The sequence below is a fragment of the Pseudomonas sp. PSPC3-2 genome (assembly GCF_049897085.1).
Classification (GTDB): Bacteria; Pseudomonadota; Gammaproteobacteria; order Pseudomonadales; family Pseudomonadaceae; genus Aquipseudomonas; species Aquipseudomonas paraveronii.
In genome coordinates, this window is the sequence record NZ_JAFCVO010000003.1 from 198,694 (window position 1) to 214,242 (window position 15,549).

General features: G+C 60.7%; 16 protein-coding genes. 11 read left to right on the forward strand and 5 right to left on the reverse strand.

The features are described 5' to 3' along the window. Window positions 1–107 precede the first annotated feature (107 nt). Both ACP7CJ_RS07620 and ACP7CJ_RS07625 read left to right on the forward strand, forming a co-directional pair. Window positions 108–740, forward strand: coding sequence for a 2OG-Fe(II) oxygenase (locus tag ACP7CJ_RS07620; protein WP_426100012.1), 633 nt, complete (start codon window positions 108–110; stop codon window positions 738–740). Window positions 741–742: 2 nt separating this feature from the next. Next, window positions 743–1,225, forward strand: coding sequence for a DUF523 domain-containing protein (locus tag ACP7CJ_RS07625; protein ID WP_426099948.1), 483 nt, complete (start codon window positions 743–745; stop codon window positions 1,223–1,225). A gap of 1 nt (window position 1,226) precedes the next feature. Here the strand turns inward: ACP7CJ_RS07625 and ACP7CJ_RS07630 are convergent, their stop codons facing one another. Then, window positions 1,227–1,721 (reverse strand): transporter substrate-binding domain-containing protein, encoded by a 495-nt coding sequence (locus ACP7CJ_RS07630; RefSeq protein ID WP_276195338.1) that lies wholly within the window; start codon window positions 1,719–1,721, stop codon window positions 1,227–1,229. 133 nt (window positions 1,722–1,854) lie between these two features. On the opposite strand from ACP7CJ_RS07630, the gene ACP7CJ_RS07635 reads away from it, so the two are divergent. After that, window positions 1,855–2,295, forward strand: a complete 441-nt coding sequence (locus ACP7CJ_RS07635; protein ID WP_247396887.1) for a DUF4399 domain-containing protein — start codon at window positions 1,855–1,857, stop codon at window positions 2,293–2,295. Between the two features lie 66 nt (window positions 2,296–2,361). Here ACP7CJ_RS07635 and serA read toward each other — a convergent pair whose 3' ends face one another. Continuing rightward, on the reverse strand, window positions 2,362–3,591 hold the full coding sequence (gene serA, locus ACP7CJ_RS07640) for a phosphoglycerate dehydrogenase (RefSeq protein ID WP_276195337.1): 1,230 nt from the start codon (window positions 3,589–3,591) through the stop codon (window positions 2,362–2,364). 204 nt (window positions 3,592–3,795) lie between these two features. On the opposite strand from serA, the gene ACP7CJ_RS07645 reads away from it, so the two are divergent. The 4 genes from ACP7CJ_RS07645 (at window position 3,796) to ACP7CJ_RS07660 (ending at window position 8,072) form a co-directional block, all read left to right on the forward strand. Then, window positions 3,796–5,190 carry an FAD-binding oxidoreductase gene (locus ACP7CJ_RS07645; protein WP_276195336.1) on the forward strand — a complete coding sequence of 465 codons (1,395 nt, stop codon included), beginning with the start codon at window positions 3,796–3,798 and terminating at the stop codon, window positions 5,188–5,190. Window positions 5,191–5,212: 22 nt separating this feature from the next. Then, window positions 5,213–5,878, forward strand: coding sequence for a fumarylacetoacetate hydrolase family protein (locus ACP7CJ_RS07650; protein ID WP_276195335.1), 666 nt, complete (start codon window positions 5,213–5,215; stop codon window positions 5,876–5,878). Window positions 5,879–6,111: 233 nt separating this feature from the next. After that, a complete protein-coding gene (locus ACP7CJ_RS07655; RefSeq protein WP_426099949.1) occupies window positions 6,112–7,038 on the forward strand; it encodes an SdiA-regulated domain-containing protein in 927 nt (308 codons plus the stop codon). Between the two features lie 119 nt (window positions 7,039–7,157). After that, the gene (locus ACP7CJ_RS07660) at window positions 7,158–8,072 is read left to right on the forward strand and encodes an SdiA-regulated domain-containing protein (protein ID WP_426099950.1); all 915 of its coding nucleotides are present in this window, start codon (window positions 7,158–7,160) and stop codon (window positions 8,070–8,072) included. Between the two features lie 117 nt (window positions 8,073–8,189). Here the strand turns inward: ACP7CJ_RS07660 and rpiA are convergent, their stop codons facing one another. After that, window positions 8,190–8,861, reverse strand: a complete 672-nt coding sequence (rpiA, locus tag ACP7CJ_RS07665) for a ribose-5-phosphate isomerase RpiA (RefSeq protein ID WP_276195332.1) — start codon at window positions 8,859–8,861, stop codon at window positions 8,190–8,192. A 137-nt stretch (window positions 8,862–8,998) separates the two neighbouring features. Here rpiA and ilvA point away from each other — a divergent pair, with 137 nt between their 5' ends. Together ilvA and ACP7CJ_RS07675 are read left to right on the forward strand one after the other, a co-directional pair. Beyond that, complete coding sequence (ilvA, locus tag ACP7CJ_RS07670; protein ID WP_247396877.1) at window positions 8,999–10,513, forward strand: threonine ammonia-lyase, biosynthetic; 1,515 nt, start codon at window positions 8,999–9,001, stop codon at window positions 10,511–10,513. A 40-nt stretch (window positions 10,514–10,553) separates the two neighbouring features. Next, complete coding sequence (locus ACP7CJ_RS07675) at window positions 10,554–10,967, forward strand: DUF2269 family protein (RefSeq protein ID WP_426099951.1); 414 nt, start codon at window positions 10,554–10,556, stop codon at window positions 10,965–10,967. A gap of 111 nt (window positions 10,968–11,078) precedes the next feature. Here the strand turns inward: ACP7CJ_RS07675 and ACP7CJ_RS07680 are convergent, their stop codons facing one another. After that, window positions 11,079–11,735: an HAD family hydrolase gene (locus tag ACP7CJ_RS07680; protein ID WP_426099952.1), complete on the reverse strand. Its 657-nt coding sequence runs from the start codon at window positions 11,733–11,735 to the stop codon at window positions 11,079–11,081. A gap of 143 nt (window positions 11,736–11,878) precedes the next feature. On the opposite strand from ACP7CJ_RS07680, the gene ACP7CJ_RS07685 reads away from it, so the two are divergent. Together ACP7CJ_RS07685 and ptsP are read left to right on the forward strand one after the other, a co-directional pair. Next, complete coding sequence (locus ACP7CJ_RS07685; RefSeq protein WP_026139795.1) at window positions 11,879–12,358, forward strand: RNA pyrophosphohydrolase; 480 nt, start codon at window positions 11,879–11,881, stop codon at window positions 12,356–12,358. A gap of 22 nt (window positions 12,359–12,380) precedes the next feature. Further along, window positions 12,381–14,660, forward strand: coding sequence for a phosphoenolpyruvate--protein phosphotransferase (gene ptsP, locus ACP7CJ_RS07690; RefSeq protein WP_276195329.1), 2,280 nt, complete (start codon window positions 12,381–12,383; stop codon window positions 14,658–14,660). A 141-nt stretch (window positions 14,661–14,801) separates the two neighbouring features. Here the strand turns inward: ptsP and ACP7CJ_RS07695 are convergent, their stop codons facing one another. Continuing rightward, the gene (locus ACP7CJ_RS07695; protein ID WP_276195328.1) at window positions 14,802–15,548 is read right to left on the reverse strand and encodes an NRDE family protein; all 747 of its coding nucleotides are present in this window, start codon (window positions 15,546–15,548) and stop codon (window positions 14,802–14,804) included. Window position 15,549 lies beyond the last annotated feature (1 nt).

Genomic DNA, 15,549 nt, shown 5'->3' on the forward strand with positions numbered 1-15,549 from the left:
ATTGTCCGTGTCGGGCGTAGGATTTGTCGAGAAATCCTATCAGTCACCTGACTAAAGTGCGTTCAGACGCTCAACGGCCCTGTTGGATTCACAGGCGTATGGATACTATGCGCGCCATGCAAATACCCCTCGATCACCCATTGCTGCAACGCATTGTCGACGACCTGGCCGAAAAGGGCTGGTCGCAGCAGAACGGCTTCCTGCCCCAGGCTCTGACCCTGGAACTGGCGGCTGAGTGCCGTAAACGTGCGGTTGAAGGTGAACTGGCACCGGCGGCGATCGGGCGCGGGCCGGCCCAGGAGATTCGCGAGGGCATACGCGGCGACCATATCCAGTGGTTGGAGGAGGGCGACTCCGCCGTCTGTGACCGCTATATGGCGGTATTGGATAGCTTGCGCCTGGCGATAAACCGCAGCTTGTTCCTCGGCCTGGAAGATTTTGAAGGCCACTTCGCGATGTACCCGCCGGGGGCGTTTTACCTCAGGCACCTGGACCGGTTTCGCGACGATGACCGGCGCTCGGTCTCGGCGGTGATCTACCTGAACGACGAGTGGCTGGCGGAGCAGGGCGGCCAGTTGCGCATGTACCTCAAGGACGGCGTCGAACATGACGTGGTGCCCAGCGGCGGTTGCCTGGTGGTGTTCCTGTCTGGAGAAGTTCCCCACGAAGTCCTGCCCGCCACCCGCGAGCGCCTGTCGCTGACCGGCTGGTTTCGCCGGCGCGGCAACGAGCCGTTTTAAGCATGCAAAAAATTCTCGTCAGCCGCTGCCTGCTCGGGCACAAGGTGCGCTACGACGGCGGCGCCAGCGGGCCGTTCGATCAACTGGCGGCGTGGCAGGCCGAAGGCCGTGTGGTTGCGATTTGCCCGGAAGTGTCGGGCGGTTTGCCCACGCCCAGGCCTTCCGCCGAGATTCCAGGCGGGCAGGGCATCGACGTGTGGGAGGGCCGCGCCCAGGTGCTGACCGCTGCGGGCGAGGACTTCAGCGCCGCCTTCCTCGACGGCGCCCGCCAGGCGTTGGCGCTGGTGCAGCGCCACCAGATCCAGATCGCCGTGCTCAAGGCCAATAGCCCGTCCTGCGGCAATGTGCTGACCTATGACGGTAGCTTCAGCGGCGTGAAGGTGAGCGGCGAGGGCGTCACGGCGGCGCTGCTCAAGCGCCATGGAGTGTTGGTGTTCAGTGAGCTGGAGTTGCTTGAGGCGGCACAAGCCCTGGCCCACATTTGATCTACTGCGCCTTGACTGCCGCTGTGTCGCCTTCGAACCATTTCTGAGCCAGCGCCTTCAACCGTCCATCGGCCTTCACCCGTTGCAGCGCCTTGTCCAGGCTCGCCTTGAACGCCGGGTTGCCCTTCTGGAACGCAATGGCCAACTCCGGTTTGTCGCGATAAGGCTCACTGAAATCGAACCGATCCTGCAACTCGGCAGTCATAGCGATATGATTGATGGCCACGTCGTACTTGCCAGTTGCCACGCCGGGCAGCAGGTCGCTGTCATCGGTGGTGATAAACGAGGGGCGCACATCCATCTCTTTGGCCAGTTGTTCACCGAGTTCAACTTCAAAACCGCTGAGTTTCTCACCGTCCTTGAAGTTGTAGGGCGGGGTGTTGGCCTCCAGGGCGATGCGCAGCTCACCGCGATCAAACACATCATCGATCAGTTCGGCGTGAGCCAAGGGGCTCATCAGGGGAAGCAGCAGTAACAGGCCAGGCGAAAAGCGCATGGTCACTCCTAAAGAATTCGAATGTGCGAGGCGTGGTTCAGCATCGCTTTGTTATGGTGTTGAGTGCCTTGGACAGCAATTTGTCGCTAAGTTGTCATAACCCTACAAATTTCATAGAGAAGTGGAGAAGCGAATGAAAGCCCTTTTGTCTCGTGCAACGATTGCCAGCGTGCTGCTGGGTGCTTCGATGTTGGTGACTGCCGCAGACGGCATCCCGCGCAGCGCGCCACCTGAAGGTGCAAAAGTGTTTATCGTTTCGCCGAAAGACGGCGCCACCGTCGATAAAACCTTCACCGTCAAATTCGGCATGGAAGGCCTGAAGCTGGCTCCGGCCACCGAACAGGCCCCAGGCACCGGCCACCATCACCTGCTGGTCGACCAGAAAGCGCTGCCGGACGCCAGCGTGCCGATCCCGGCCACTGACACCGTGATCCACTACGGTAAGGCCCAGACCGAAACCGAACTGACCCTCACCCCTGGCAAGCACACCTTGCAACTGGTCGCCGGCGACAAGTTGCACATGCAGTTCAACCCGACTGTAGCCTCGAAAGTGATCACGGTTAACGTCAAGTAAGATTTGTTCAGACAAAAAAAGGGAGACCCCTGTGGGTCTCCCTTTTTTTGTACGGCGTTTGAAGCCTTAGAACAACACGCGGCAACGAATCGTGCCGTTGATGTGCTGCAGCTTCTGTTGTGCCAGGTCCGAGTACTCGGCGTCGACGTCGATTACCACGTAGCCGACCTTCTCGTTGGTCTGCAGGAACTGACCGGAGATGTTGATGCCGTTTTCTGCGAAGACCTTGTTGATCTCCATCATCACACCCGGGATGTTCTGGTGGATGTGCAGCAGGCGGTGCTTGCCAGGGTGAGCCGGCAGGGCCACTTCCGGGAAGTTGACCGAGGACACCGACGTACCGTTGTCGCTGTACTTGACCAGTTTTTCCGAGACTTCCAGGCCAATGTTGGCCTGGGCTTCAGCAGTGGAGCCGCCGATGTGCGGGGTCAGGATCACGTTGTCCAGGCCACGCAGCGGGCTTTCGAAGATGTCGTCGTTGGAGCGTGGCTCCACCGGGAACACGTCGATGGCGGCGCCGATCAGGTGTTTGTCCTTGATCGCGTCAGCCAGGGCGTCTAGCTCGACCACGGTGCCGCGTGCAGCGTTGATCAGGATGCCGCCTTTCTTGATCGAGCGGATTTCCTTCTCGCCGATCATCCACTGGGTTTCAGCGGTTTCCGGCACGTGCAGGGTGACGATGTCGGACATGCCCAGCAGTTCGGTCAGGCTCGACACTTGCGTGGCGTTACCCAGTGGCAGCTTGGTCAGGGTGTCGTAGAAGAACACCTGCATGCCCAGGCTTTCGGCCAGGACCGACAGTTGAGTGCCGATCGAGCCGTAACCGACGATACCCAGCTTCTTGCCGCGGATTTCGAAGGAGTTGGCTGCGCTCTTGATCCAGCCGCCACGGTGGCAGGAGGCGTTTTTCTCCGGAATACCGCGCAGCAGCAGGATGGCCTCGGCCAGCACCAGTTCCGCAACGGAACGGGTGTTGGAGTACGGTGCGTTGAACACCGCGATGCCGCGCTCGCGCGCCGCATTAAGGTCGACCTGGTTGGTGCCGATGCAGAAACAGCCGACCGCCACGAGTTTCTTGGCGTGATCGAAGACCTCTTCGGTCAGCTGAGTGCGGGAGCGAATGCCGATAAAGTGCGCGTCGGCGATCTTTTCCTTGAGCTGGGCTTCCGGCAGAGAGCTGGTGATGTACTCAATGCTGGTATACCCGGCGGCCTTCAGAACCTCGACGGCCGATGGGTGGACGCCTTCCAGAAGAAGGAACTTGATCTTGCTCTTATCGAGAGAAGTCTTGCTCATCTGCGTAAACCTGTATCCCGGAGAAAAATGGCAGGGAATCGAGCAGCGCAAGCTGACCCGGACGGCAGGAAAGCCGTCACCGCAGAACGCCCTTGGGCTCTGTCCTGCGGGGGCGGTATGCTAGCATATGCGCCCCGCTAAACACCTATTCCTGCGACGTGAAGCGTTCTCAGGATGACCATGAATTGTTCGAGAGTTCTGTCGATGACCCATCCTGCCCTGATTGATGAGCTAAAGACCCTGGTTGAGCCCGGCAAAGTGCTGACCGACGCCGACTCCCTGGAGGCTTACGGCAAGGATTGGACCAAGCACTTCGCGCCGGCCCCGACTGCCATCGTGTTCCCCAAGACGACTGAGCAAGTGCAGGCCATCGTGCGCTGGGCCAATGAGCGCAAGGTCGCGCTGGTGCCGTCCGGTGGGCGTACCGGCCTGTCGGCCGCTGCCGTTGCGGCCAATGGTGAAGTGGTCGTCTCGTTCGACTATATGAACCAGATCCTGGACGTGAACCTCACCGACCGCACCGCCAAGTGCCAGCCGGGCGTGGTCACCAAGCAATTGCAGAACGCCGCCGAAGAGCACGGCCTGTACTACCCGGTGGACTTCGCTTCGTCCGGTTCGAGCCAGATTGGCGGCAATATCGGCACCAATGCCGGCGGGATCAAGGTGATTCGCTACGGCATGACCCGTAACTGGGTCGCCGGCATGAAGGTCGTCACCGGCAAAGGCGACGTGCTGGAACTGAACCGCGACCTGATCAAGAACGCCACCGGCTACGACATGCGCCAGTTGTTCATCGGCGCCGAAGGCACCCTGGGTTTTGTCGTGGAAGCCACCATGCGCCTGGACCGTGCGCCGAAAAACCTCACCGCCATGGTGCTCGGCACCACCGACTTCGACTCGATCATGCCGGTGCTGCACGCGTTCCAGAGCAAGCTGGACCTGACCGCTTTCGAGTTTTTCTCCGACAAGGCCCTGGCCAAAGTCCTCGGCCGTGGTGACGTGCCGGCGCCGTTCGAGACCGAATGCCCGTTCTACGCACTGCTGGAATTCGAAGCTACCACCGAAGACGTCGCCAACCACGCCCTGGAAACCTTCGAGCACTGCGTCGAGCAGGGCTGGGTGCTGGACGGCGTGATGAGCCAGAGCGAAACCCAACTGCACAACCTGTGGAAGCTGCGCGAGTACATCTCCGAGACCATTTCCCACTGGACGCCGTACAAGAACGACATTTCGGTAACGGTATCGAAAGTACCGGCATTCTTGAAGGAAATTGACGCGATCGTCGGCGAACACTACCCCGACTTCGAAATCGTCTGGTTCGGCCATATCGGCGACGGCAACCTGCACCTGAACATCCTCAAGCCGGAAAACCTGAGCAAGGACGAGTTCTTCGCCAAGTGCGCCACCGTGAACAAGTGGGTGTTCGAGACCGTCGCGAAGTACAACGGCTCGATCTCCGCCGAGCACGGTGTGGGCATGACCAAGCGCGATTACCTGACCTATAGCCGCTCGCCGGTTGAAATCGAATACATGAAGGCAGTCAAAGCGGTGTTCGACCCGAACGGGATCATGAACCCCGGCAAGATCTTCGCTGTTTAACCGCCCCTGAAGGAGTCGTTCCATGAGCTACCAGCACAAGTATGTCGACGGCACCAACATCCACTTCCCTATGGGCAAAGTGGTGTGTATCGGGCGTAACTACGCCGAACATGCCAAGGAACTGGATAACCCGGTACCGACCGAACCGTTGCTGTTCATCAAGCCGGGAAGCTGCGTTGTGGCGCTGGAAGGCGGTTTCAGCATTCCGACCGAACGCGGTTCGGTGCATTACGAAGCGGAAATCGCGGTGCTGATCGGCAAACCCCTGTCGACCAAGCCCAGCCGCGAAGAAGTACTCGACGCCATCTCCGGCTTCGCCCCGGCCCTCGACCTGACCCTGCGCGACAAGCAGGCCGAGTTGAAAGCCAAGGGCTTGCCGTGGGAAATCGCCAAGTCCTTTGACGGCGCGGCGGTGATCGCGCCGTTCGTGGTCGGCAGCACCTTCCCTGACCTGACCGATATCGGCATTCGCCTGACCATCAACGGCGAAGTGCGCCAGGATGGCAACAGTGCGGTCATGCTCAACCCGATCATCCCGATGATCCAGTACATGGCCGGCTGCTTCTCGCTGCAAGCCGGGGATGTGATCCTCACCGGCACCCCAGCCGGCGTGGGTCCGCTGAATGTCGGTGACGAGCTGGTGCTGGAATTGTCCGGTGTGAACCGTTTCGAAAGCAGCGTTCGCTAACTTCAGCAGCACCCTGTGGCGAGGGCGCTTGCTCCCGCTGGGCCGCGAAGCGGCCCTGAAAATGGGACTGCTAAGCAGTCCAGCGGGAGCTAGCGCCCTCGCCACAGGTCCCTCGCTAGTCTCGGTTGTTTGCATATTTTTCACACCCCATCCGGATAATCTTCCGCCTCCTAAGCGCGGGGCGGTTATTCCTGTGCTATCACCTAATGCTGACTTCCCGGAAAAAGCGCCCAATGGCCGTGTCCCTGCCTACCGTCACCCCCAAGCCACGCTCTCGTTTTGCTCTGCGCTGGTATTCCTGGCTGTTTCTGGCCGGGGCGATTGTGTACGGTATTGCCTGGGCCATGCATTGGGACGACCGCGGTGTGTTGTGGGTAGTCGAGCGTTTTGAAAGCCCGGCCAAACGCCAATCGAGCGTGTGGCTCCCGGATTACCATGCCGTCATCGACGCCAAGCTGCTGCCCGGCATGGAGAAGGACGAGGCCTCGGACCTGTCCTACAACCCACAGACGAAAACCCTGTTTTCTGTCATGGGCAAAAATGCATTCCTCGTCGAGTTGACCCTGCAAGGCGATGTGCTGCGCAAGATGCCCCTTAACGGTTGGAGCAACCCGGAAGGTGTGACGGTGATGGAAAACGGCCTGATGGCCGTGGTCGATGAACGCCAGCACAGCCTGACCATCGTCAAAGTCGACGCCGGCACCACGGCGTTGAACAAGGCCGACTTCCCGAGTTACGACCTGGGCCCGTCCAAAAACCAGAACAAAGCCTTTGAAGGCGTCACCTGGGACAAGCGCAACCAGCAGTTCGTGCTGGGCGAAGAACGCCCGCCGGCGCTGTTCACCTGGAAAAGCGACGGCAGCCAGACCCTGGTCGGTGACAAGCAAAAGCTCGCCAATACCAAGCTGGACATGCGCAACCTCTCGGCCCTGGCCATCGACCCGCGCACCGGGCACCTGCTGGTGCTGTCGGCCGACTCCCACCTGCTGCTGGAACTGGATGAAAAGGGCGAGCAAGTCAGCTTCATGACCTTGCTCGGCGGCTTCAACGGCCTCAAGAACACGATCCCCCGTGCCGAAGGCGTGACCCTGGACGAGCGCGGCAACCTGTACATGGTCAGTGAGCCGAACCTGTTCTATCGTTTCGAAAAACAGCCATAACAGACCGATAACGTCGGATACGTTTCTATCCGCGGCATACGCCACACACCGGGCGCGTTTAAGTTTAGATTCAGATGGGCGTGATATTTATTCGCCACTTTTGACTTTGAGCCCGCCCGATGCGTCGACTAGCCCGCCCCAAGCCTGCTTTTTTCATACTGGTGCTGATCGCCTTGATCGGCGTGGGCGTTGTCGCGCAACAGTTTCGCCTGTTCGAACGTGCCTGGTTCAACTGGCAGGCGTGGGGCCAGCCTGCCGACGAACGCTCCATTGGCCTGGCAGATTACCGGGTTAGCGTGGAGGGCCAGGTGATCGAAGGGCTGGATGATGACGTTTCCGCGCTGACCTACGACCCGGTGCGTAAAAGCCTGTTTACCGTCACCAACAAAAACGCCGAGCTGGTCGAGTTGTCCCTTGAAGGCAAGATCCTGCGACGGATTCCCCTGGTCGGCTTCGGTGACGCCGAGGCTGTGGAATTCATCAGCGACAACATCTACGTCATCAGCGATGAACGCCAACAGCGCCTGATCAAGGTGCATGTGGATGACGATACCCAATTCCTCGACGCCGCCGATGCGGAGCAGATGACCCTGGGTGTCCATGTGGAGGGCAACAAGGGTTTTGAAGGCCTTGCCTACGACTCGGTGGGCAAGCGCCTGTTCGTGGCGAAGGAGCGCGACCCGATGGTGATTTACGAGGTCCACGGCTTTCCCCATTTCAAACCGGAAAAAACCTACTCGGTCCACGTCATCAACAACCCCAAGCGCGATGCCGGGCTGTTCGTGCGCGACCTGTCGAGCCTGCAATACGACGAGCGCAGCGGGCATTTACTGGCGCTGTCGGATGAGTCGTTCCTGGTGTTGGAACTGGATATCGACGGTCGCCCGCTGAGCAGTCTGTCCCTGATGGGCGGGCGCCATGGCCTGAGCAGGCGTGTGCCTCAGGCCGAAGGGATCGCCATGGATGACGAGGGTACGTTGTACCTGGTCAGCGAGCCGAACCTGTTCTACGTATTCAAGAAACCAAAATCCTGAAAACACCGCCGACCCCATCTGGGAGGGGGCTTGCTCCCGATAGCGGTGGTTCAGTCAAGTAGACGTCGACTGACACACTGCTATCGGGAGCAAGCCCCTCCCACATTTGGCTGTGCATCAAGCCTTGAGGGTTTTCACGCCTTCAGCTGTGCCCAGCAGCAACACGTCAGCCGGGCGCGCGGCGAACAGGCCGTTGGTGACCACGCCGACGATGGCGTTGATCTGGGTTTCAAGCTCCACCGGGTTGGTGATCTGCATGTTGTACACGTCGAGGATGATGTTGCCGTTGTCGGTCAGCACGCCTTCGCGGTACACCGGGTCGCCGCCCAGTTTCACCAGTTCGCGGGCCACGTGGCTACGGGCCATCGGGATCACTTCCACCGGCAGCGGGAAGGCGCCGAGTACTGGCACCAACTTGCTGGCGTCCGCGATGCAGATAAAAGTCTTGGCCACGGCCGCGACAATCTTCTCGCGGGTCAGGGCGGCGCCACCGCCTTTGATCAGGTTCAGGTGTTCGTCGCTTTCATCGGCGCCGTCGACGTAGAACTCCAGGTCGCTCACGGTATTGAGCTCGTACACCGGAATGCCATGGCCCTTGAGGCGCGCGGCGGTGGCTTCGGAGCTGGCCACTGCGCCGTCGAATGCGCCCTTGTGCTTGGCCAGCGCATCGATGAAGCAGTTGGCGGTGGAGCCGGTGCCGACGCCGACGATGCTCTTGTCATCGAGTTTAGGAAGGATTAAATCGACGGCGGCCTGGGCCACTGCCTGTTTGAGTTGATCCTGGGTCATGCGGGCTCCGGAACGGGCGGGGGAGTAGAGAGGGGCGCGAGTATAACCCATCAAAACCTTTGGATTCGTGTGGTCGCCCGGCCGAACGCTGAGTTAGACTCGTTGGCCCTGCCCAACCCGCCCAGTGATGCCTGCCGATGCTTGAACAGTACGTCAAAAAGATCCTCACCTCGCGCGTTTATGACGTTGCCGTAGAAACCCCATTGCAGCCCGCCCGCCAGCTCTCCGAGCGACTGGGCAACAAGGTCTTGCTCAAGCGGGAAGACTTGCAGCCGGTGTTCTCGTTCAAGATTCGCGGTGCGTATAACAAGCTGACCCAGTTGACGGCGCAAGAGCGCGCGTGCGGCGTGGTCACCGCTTCGGCGGGCAACCATGCCCAGGGCCTGGCCCTGGCGGCCAAGGTGCTGGGGGTCAAGGCCACTATCGTGATGCCCAAGACCACTCCGGAGATCAAGGTCGAAGGCGTGCGTTCCCGTGGTGGCAAAGTGGTGCTGCACGGTGATTCTTTCCCGGAAGCCCTGGCCTATTCGCTGAAACTGGTCGACGAAAAAGGCTACGTCTACATTCACCCCTACGATGATCCGCACACCATTGCCGGGCAGGGCACCGTGGCGATGGAGATCCTGCGCCAGCATCCCGGGCCGCTGGACGCGATTTTCGTGCCGGTCGGCGGCGGCGGGCTGATCGCCGGCATCGCAGCCTATGTGAAATACCTGCGCCCTGAGATCAAGATCATCGGTGTCGAGCCGGACGATTCCAACTGCCTGCAGGCCGCCATGGCCGCTGGCGAGCGCGTGGTGCTGCCGACCGTGGGCATTTTTGCCGATGGCGTGGCGGTCGCGCAGATCGGCCAGTACACCTTCGACATCTGCAAGGACTATGTGGATGAAGTGATCACCGTCAGCACCGATGAAATCTGTGCGGCGATCAAGGACATCTATGACGACACCCGCTCCATCACCGAGCCAGCAGGCGCCTTGGGTGTGGCGGGCATCAAGAAATACGTCGAAACCCGTGGCGTTACCGGGCAAACCCTAGTGGCCATCGACTCGGGCGCCAACGTCAACTTCGACCGTCTGCGCCATGTGGCCGAGCGCGCCGAGCTGGGTGAAGGGCGCGAAGCCATCATCGCCGTGACCATCCCCGAGAAGCCGGGCAGCTTCAAGGCGTTCTGCGAGGCCGTGGGCAAGCGCCAGATCACCGAATTCAACTACCGCTACCACTCCGGCCGGGAGGCGCACATTTTCGTTGGCGTGCAGACCCATCCGGAAAACGATCCGCGCAGCGCGTTGATCGCCAGCCTGACCAGCCAGGGTTTCCCGGTGCTGGACCTGACCGAGAACGAACTGGCCAAGTTGCACATCCGCCACATGGTCGGCGGGCACGCGGCGAAGGTCAGCGATGAAGTGGTGTTTCGCTTCGAATTCCCGGAGCGGCCAGGCGCCTTGTTCAACTTTCTTAACAAATTAGGCGGGCGCTGGAACATCTCGATGTTCCACTATCGCAACCACGGCGCAGCCGACGGCCGTGTGGTCGCCGGGCTGCAGGTTCCGGCGGACGAGCGTCATCTGGTGTCGGCAGCCCTTGAAGCCATTGGCTACCCGTACTGGGATGAAAGCGATAACCCGGCTTACAAACTGTTCCTCGGTTGAGCGACTACGCTGATTGGGCGGCCTTTAAGGAAGACGACACATGGAAACCCTGACCACCCTCAAAGTTATCCACATGGCGGCCACTGTATTGTTGCTGCTCAGTGGCCTCGGCCTGGCGCTGCTGGCCTGGCGCAAACGCAGCGCCGGCCCGGCGATCACCGTGCAGCGCCCGTGGGTGTTCGTATGGTTGTTGATGGGGATCTGCCTGATCAGCATGCCGTTTACCGGCTGGTGGCTGGTGCATCTGGTCGGCTGGCCGCTGGGGCAAGCCTGGATCCTGGGTTCCAGCCTGCTCTACACCATTGCGGCGCTGTGTTGGTTCTGGCTGGTTGCGCGGCTCAATCGCCTGCGCAAGGGCGAGGGCGGTAGCCTGAATTTCACCCTGGTACTGGCGGTGGTCAGCCTGGTGGGGTTTGTGGCGATTGCGGGGCTCATGGGCGCCAAGCCGGTTTAAGACTTGGGACCGAGTTGTCTGCATCGGGGGCAAGCCCCCTCCCACATGTAACCGCATACATCCGTTGGAATGCGGTTAAAGGTGGGAGGGGGCTTGCCCCCGATAGGGCCATCAGCTATGCAACGTAATCACCGGCCAGCCGCGTTTTTCAGCCTCAGCCCGCAGATTCGGATCCGGATCTACCGCGATCGCATGCGTCACCTGCTCCAACAGCGACAAGTCATTCATCGAATCGCTGTAGAAGTAGCTGCCTTCCAGGCTATGCCCGGTTTCTTCCAGCCAGCGGTTCAGGCGCGTTACCTTGCCCTCGCGAAAGCACGGCACATCCGTACTGCGCCCGGTGTAGCGGCCGTTTTCCATCTCGCATTCGGTGGCGATCAGGGCGTCCACGCCCAGGCGTGCGGCAATTGGCGCGGTGACGAAGCGGTTGGTCGCGGTGATGATCACCAACTTGTCGCCGGCGGCGCGGTGCTTGGCCAGCAGTTCCGCTGCCTGCGGCAGCATGATCGGCTCGATGCAGTCGCGCATATAGTCGTTGTGCCATGCGTCCAGTTGGGCCATCTCGGTGCGGCCGAGGATTTCCAGGCAAAAATTCAGGTAGGCCGCGTTATCCAGCCGGCCGGCCAGGTAGTCTTGGTAGAACTCGTCGTTGCGAGCCTTGTAGGCCACCGGGTCGAGAATCCCGCGTTCACAGAGGTAATCCCCCCAGGCGTGATCGCTGTCACCCCCAAGAAGCGTGTTGTCCAAGTCGAATAAAGCCAGGCGCATTACAGTTACCCGCTGAAAAGTCTGTAAAAAGGCGTCCAGAATACGGTCTTTTCACAAGAGTGCACATAAGCTAAGAAGCCTCGTTGCCGCTGGAACAACCTTTGTGGAACAATGCGACGACATGCGTTTGCGAGGTTGTTGCCGTGATCGACCCCGATGGTTTCCGTCCTAATGTCGGGATTATTCTTACGAATGATTCTGGACAGGTCCTATGGGCTCGCCGAATCAACCAAGACGCCTGGCAGTTTCCTCAAGGTGGAATCAACCCTGACGAAACCCCTGAAGACGCCTTGTACCGCGAGTTGAACGAAGAAGTCGGACTTGAGCGCGAAGATGTACAAATTCTGGCCTGTACCCGTGGCTGGTTGCGTTATCGTTTGCCGCAACGCCTGGTGCGTACCCACAGCCAACCGCTGTGTATCGGCCAGAAGCAGAAATGGTTTCTCCTGCGCCTGATCTCCAACGAGCAGCGGGTGCGGATGGATTTGACCGGTAAACCGGAGTTCGATGGCTGGCGCTGGGTCAGTTATTGGTATCCGCTGGGCCAGGTGGTGACATTCAAGCGCGAAGTTTATCGTCGCGCTCTCAAAGAGCTTGCCCCGCGCCTTTTAACGCGCGACTGACGACGGAGTTCGACCCCGAGCCATGCTCAATACGCTGCGCAAGATCGTCCAGGAAGTTAACTCCGCCAAGGATCTCAAGGCGGCGTTGGGGATTATTGTGTTGCGCGTCAAGGAAGCCATGGGCAGCCAGGTCTGCTCGGTTTACCTGCTGGACCCCGAGACCAACCGTTTTGTGCTGATGGCGACCGAGGGCTTGAACAAGCGCTCCATCGGCAAGGTCAGCATGGCGCCCAATGAAGGTCTGGTGGGCTTGGTAGGGACGCGTGAAGAACCCCTGAACCTTGAAAACGCGGCTGATCACCCGCGTTATCGCTATTTTGCCGAAACCGGCGAAGAGCGCTACGCCTCGTTCCTGGGCGCACCGATCATTCACCACCGCCGCGTTGTCGGCGTGTTGGTCATCCAGCAGAAAGAGCGGCGCCAGTTCGACGAAGGTGAAGAAGCCTTCCTCGTGACCATGAGCGCGCAATTGGCCGGGGTTATCGCCCACGCTGAAGCCACCGGCTCGATTCGCGGCCTGGGGCGCCAGGGCAAGGGCATCCAGGAAGCCAAGTTCGTCGGCGTACCGGGTTCGCCGGGTGCTGCCGTCGGTACGGCCGTGGTCATGTTGCCGCCGGCCGACCTCGATGTGGTGCCGGACAAGACGGTCAGCGACATCGACGCCGAAATCAAACTGTTCAAGACCGCCCTGGAAGGCGTGCGCGCCGACATGCGCAACCTGTCGAACAAGCTCGCCACCCAACTGCGCCCCGAAGAGCGAGCGCTGTTCGAGGTGTACCAGATGATGCTGGATGACGCGTCGCTGGGTAACGAAGTCAAGACCGTGATCAAGACCGGCCAGTGGGCCCAGGGTGCGCTGCGCCAGGTGGTTTCCGATCACGTCAACCGTTTCGAATTGATGGACGACGCCTACCTGCGTGAGCGGGCCTCGGATGTGCGTGACCTCGGTCGCCGTCTGCTCGCCTACTTGCAGGAAGACCGCTCCACCAACCTGGTCTACCCCGACAACACCATCCTGATCAGTGAAGAACTGACCGCCACCATGCTCGGTGAAGTGCCGGAAGGCAAACTGGTGGGCCTGATCTCGGTGCTCGGTTCGGGCAACTCCCACGTCGCTATCCTGGCCCGGGCCATGGGTATTCCGACGGTGATGGGCCTGGTGGACCTGCCGTACTCCAAGGTCGACGGCATCGCCATGATCGTCGACGGCAACCGTGGCGAGGTGTTTACCAACCCCAGCGAAGTGCTGCGCAAGCAATACGCCGAGGTGGTGGAAGAAGAACGCCAGCTGTCCCAGGGCCTCGACGCCCTGCGCGAACTGCCCTGCGTGACCCTCGACGGGCATCGCGTGCCGTTGTTGGTCAACACCGGCCTGCTCGCCGATGTGGCCCGTGCGCAACAACGCGGCGCCGAAGGTGTCGGGCTGTACCGCACCGAAGTGCCGTTCATGATCAACCAGCGTTTTCCGAGTGAGAAGGAGCAGCTGGCGATTTATCGCGAGCAACTGTCCGCCTTCCATCCGTTGCCGGTGACGATGCGCAGCCTGGACATTGGCGGCGATAAGTCACTGTCGTATTTCCCGATCAAGGAAGACAACCCCTTCCTCGGCTGGCGCGGCATTCGTGTGACCCTCGACCACCCGGAAATTTTCCTCGTACAAACCCGCGCCATGCTCAAGGCCAGCGAAGGCCTGAACAACCTGCGCATCCTGCTGCCGATGATCTCCGGCACCCATGAGCTGGAAGAAGCCCTACACCTGATCCACCGCGCCTGGGGTGAAGTGCGCGACGAAGGCGCCGACGTACCGATGCCGCCGATCGGCGTAATGATCGAAATCCCGGCAGCGGTGTACCAGGCCAAGGAACTGGCGCGGCAGGTGGACTTCCTGTCGGTGGGCTCCAACGACCTGACCCAATACCTGCTGGCCGTGGACCGCAACAACCCACGGGTGGCCGACCTCTACGACTACCTGCACCCGGCGGTGCTGCAAGCGCTGCAACATGTGGTGCGCGACGCCCATGCCGAAGGCAAACCGGTGAGCATCTGCGGTGAAATGGCCGGCGACCCGGCGGCGGCGGTACTGCTGATGGCGATGGGCTTTGACAGCCTGTCGATGAACGCCACCAACTTGCCGAAGGTGAAGTGGCTGCTGCGCCAGGTCAACCTGAGCATGGCCAAGGAACTGCTGGCCGAGCTGATGACCATCGACAACCCGCAAGTTATCCACAGCTCGCTGCAACTGGCGCTGAAGAACCTCGGGTTGACGCGAATGATCAATCCGGCCGCTGCCAAAACCCTCTAAAGCCTGGCGCTGATTAAAAATGTGGGAGGGGGCTTGCCCCCGATTGCGGAGTGTCAGTCAGCACACTTTTGGCTGATACACCCTAATCGGGGGCAAGTCGAATCGTCGCACCGCCCCCCCCACATTGGTTTTGTGGTGTGGCTAGAAATTGAGTTCAACTTCGCCGAGCCGGCCACCATGCGGCCCAAAACTACGCTCCACCATCTGCCGCGTGCCGTCCGCATTCACAATCAACGCTGTACTCGCCCGTGTCCCATAACTGGGGCTGGCGATAAATACGCTTGATAGCAAACTCTCGGTCGCCAAGCCCACGCCGGTATCGGGCAAGTCAGCAAACGGTGCGGTCTGCGGGTCGCTCAAAATCTCCAGTAACGCCTCCGTCTGCGGGTTCTCCAGCACCGCGCTTAACGCCGTCTTGGCCTTCACCAGCTTCGGCCACGGCGTATCCAGCCCAGCATTGGAAAGCCCATAGACTCCCGCTGCCAGCAACGTGGGCTCGGTGTCATTGGCGTTGTAATGCCACAGCTCCTCCCGCGTGCCCACCAGCAGGTTGAACCCGGCGTATTCAATCGAACGGCCGTTAATGTCGGCCAAATACTGCTCAAGCGGCAGCGAACCGCTGAGAAACCGCGCCACCAGTTCCCCGCGCGACTTGCGTGCCGGCGGCTGGTGCGGGTCGCGGATATTGGTCAGGGCGGCAAAACGCCCATCGGCATTCACCCCCAGCCAGGTGCCGCCCGCTTCCTGATCGCGGCCGGCGTAGACCGCAGGCGCATCCGGCCACTGGGCCAGCGGCAGGCTGGGGCGGGCGTAGAACTCATCACGGTTGGCCGCGACGATCAGCGGTTGGGCATGGCCCGGCCGCCAGGCGAAAACTATCAGGCACATC